Below are 3005 nucleotides of genomic sequence, written 5' to 3' on the forward strand. Positions count from 1 at the left end.
CGCCGTATACCGAACGGTACGTACGGTGGTGTGAGAGGTCGGTAGATAAAATAATTATCTACCTCCTACTCGATTATATCAAATTATTTACCACAACATTTTTTATACTTTTTACCACTACCACAAGGACATGGCTCATTTCTTCCTGGTTCTTTTTCTTTTTTTACAACAGTCTTTCTTCTATCTTCTAATTCCAATGGCGTTGATCCCTTAAGTGTCCATATTGGAGTGCTGTTATAAACCTCAGCAACTGCAGTTACAAGCTCATCAGATTCTTTAGAACCTTCAGTAAATACAACTCCATTATTTTCAAGAAGATTTACAATAGATAATGTCCCTATCTCATTCTTTATATTAAATATAAGTTCTATAATTAAGAAATCTACCTTGCTTTCTTCAACATTATTAGATAATAATAATGCTCTTAATAAATCCATTTCTTTTCCAAATGCAGACTTTAAATCCTCACCTAACGATATAAAATATTCTGCATTATCGTAGTTATAAGGTACATTTTGCCTTGCTCTTAACTCCCCATATACCCCTTCTGGGTCTAAGACATATGGATGTATTATTGAGTTTGCCTCAGGAAATGCTTCATAGCTTCTAAAGATGTAATTTAGATAAAAATCTAAATCTTCTTTATTTAAAAAACTACTATTTGATTCTGATATAAGCTTGTACAAATCGCTACCTTCAAGCATTCCATAATGAATCATTAATCCATCGATATATGCAATTCCCTTTGAACGTTGTTTTAAGCTTTCCATATATTCTTCATTTGAAAGAAGTTCTTTTATAGGTTCCTTTACTTCTTTTGCAACAGCCAAATATAATTTATCTTCTATTGAAAGCTTTGCCATTATTCCAAGTGAACATAACCCTCCAATTAGATTCAATTCTTCAATATTAAATTTATATTCATTAAAATCAACTTTACAAAGCCCTTCTAGGAAAACTATTTCTTTATAAGTTAGGTCTCCTAAAATTGTTGGAATTTCTAACATAATATTATCTGCAATTAAAGATACTAAACCATCTTTACCAAGCTTTGAATATCCTTTAAGTTCTATTCTCTTAGCTATTTCAACTAAAACTTGTTTTGTTTCATTAGATAATAATGAATTAAGACTTGTATCATTTAACTTTCTTTTTACTTTTGAAAAACTATCTATGTATTCTTTATAAAAGTAGCTTTTTATTTGTTCGTCATAATAATATTTTTTATCTTGCATTAAAATTCTCCTCATCCTATTTACAATAACATAATCATAATTTACGCACAGTAAAGGCGCTATATCTATAGCACCTTAAAAATTGTTTACACACTATATAAGTATGAATTTTTTTCACAAAAAGTCAATGTTAAATTTAGGAAACAAATATTCCTTTAAGTAATAACTATAGAATTTCTAATAATTCATCTAACAACTTTTTCAATTGAATTGCCTTTTCCATAGATAAATTAACTTTGCAGATTATTTCATTAGGAACTCCAATTACCTCATCCTTTAATTCAAGCCCTTTTTCTGTAAGTTCCGCTATCACTACTCTATCATCATTTACATCTCTATATCTAGTTATTAACCCCATAGACTCTATTTTCTTTAATAGTGGAGTTAAAGTACCAGAATCTAAATGAAGTATCTTCCCTATTTCCTTTACTGTAGCTTTTTCCTTTTCCCATAAAACAAGCATTGCTATGTATTGAGTATATGTAAGATTATACTTATCTAAAATAGGCGTATATTGTTTAATTACCTCTCTAGCTGCAGCGTACAAGGGAAAGCATAGCTGATTTTCAATTTTTAAGCAATCATATTTATCCATAAACATCTCCTAAATAAACTAATATAAAATTTAATTTTTTTCAATCAAATTTATTTTACGACTTATATCTTCTTATGTCAATTTTTCATAAAAAAACAGTATGCTGTTAAAGATAATATGCATCTTTAACAGCACACTTTAAGCACCTATGGATTCTTCATATTCATCTACTTCTTCAGAATTAAGAGCATCATTAACTGCTTTATCAACCATTTCACTTACTTCACTTCTAAAGTTTTCTTTTTCTTCTTTCCTTTGAATTTTATCTAATACATCTATACATAGATTATATAATTTAACTTTTTCACGAGAATCTAATACTAAATATATAAATAAAGTTAGCAGTACTGCTGTAACTACTAAAGGAAGAAATACCTTAAAAAAAGATCCTCTAGCAAAAATAACATTAGACAACAAAAACATTACAATTCCCGAAACAACGGCTAATGTAATTCCACTTATCATATCAAATAAGCTTGAACAGTTGCTTTGTATCTTTTGCCTTACATATCTTCTTTCTTTCTTCAAATCTGAACTTGTAAATTCTTTTTCTGTGTATTTCTCAGTAATATATTTTACCGCTTCACTCCTATCATATACCTTTCTAGTTAATTCATTAATTATAGTGTCTGTATACAATAATTCATTCTTCACCTATATCTCCCCCTAAATTCCTCTCCTTTTATTTTAAACCAGTTTCTTGCAATGGACAAGTTTTATTTGAAACAATTCTTAAAACATAAAGAATTTAATGCACAATAAAACTATATCCAAAATCAAGGCAATATAATTTTTCATCCTTTTATAAATTTATCTATATCACATCTCACTAGCCCTTTTATTAACTCTTCTATATCCAAGCCTCTCATTCTTGCATACTTTTCAAATAAGAGTTTTTCATTTCCATTGATTTTTATTTCTATCTTATCATCTAAAATTCTCTTTTTTCTTATATTTCTTAGCAACTCTCCTACAGAATTTAAGCTCACAGTTTATTCACCCTTTTCATCTACCATATAATTAATTCTGTTAATAATATATTCAATGGATATGAAACTATTCTAATTTTTATTTACTATCTTCAGAATATCTAATTACCTTAATCGAGTAGGAGGTAGATAATTATTTTATCTACCGACCTCTCACACCACCGTACGTACCGTTCGGTATACGGC

General features: G+C 28.5%; 4 protein-coding genes. All 4 read right to left on the bottom strand.

Annotated elements, in window-relative coordinates:
* Positions 1–83 precede the first annotated feature (83 nt).
* Entirely contained in the window at positions 84–1235 is a 1152-nt protein-coding gene (locus H9661_RS19250; RefSeq protein ID WP_191770428.1) for a YecA family protein, read from the bottom strand.
* Between the two features lie 166 nt (positions 1236–1401).
* Positions 1402–1830, bottom strand: coding sequence for a MarR family winged helix-turn-helix transcriptional regulator (locus H9661_RS19255; protein WP_191770430.1), 429 nt, complete (start codon positions 1828–1830; stop codon positions 1402–1404).
* Positions 1831–1968: 138 nt separating this feature from the next.
* Positions 1969–2484 carry a hypothetical protein gene (locus H9661_RS19260; protein WP_143315238.1) on the bottom strand — a complete coding sequence of 172 codons (516 nt, stop codon included), beginning with the start codon at positions 2482–2484 and terminating at the stop codon, positions 1969–1971.
* Between the two features lie 140 nt (positions 2485–2624).
* Positions 2625–2819, bottom strand: coding sequence for a hypothetical protein (locus H9661_RS19265; RefSeq protein WP_191770432.1), 195 nt, complete (start codon positions 2817–2819; stop codon positions 2625–2627).
* Between the last annotated feature and the right edge of the window lie 186 nt (positions 2820–3005).

The sequence above is a fragment of the Clostridium cibarium genome (genome assembly GCF_014836335.1).
GTDB lineage: Bacteria > Bacillota > Clostridia > Clostridiales > Clostridiaceae > Clostridium > Clostridium cibarium.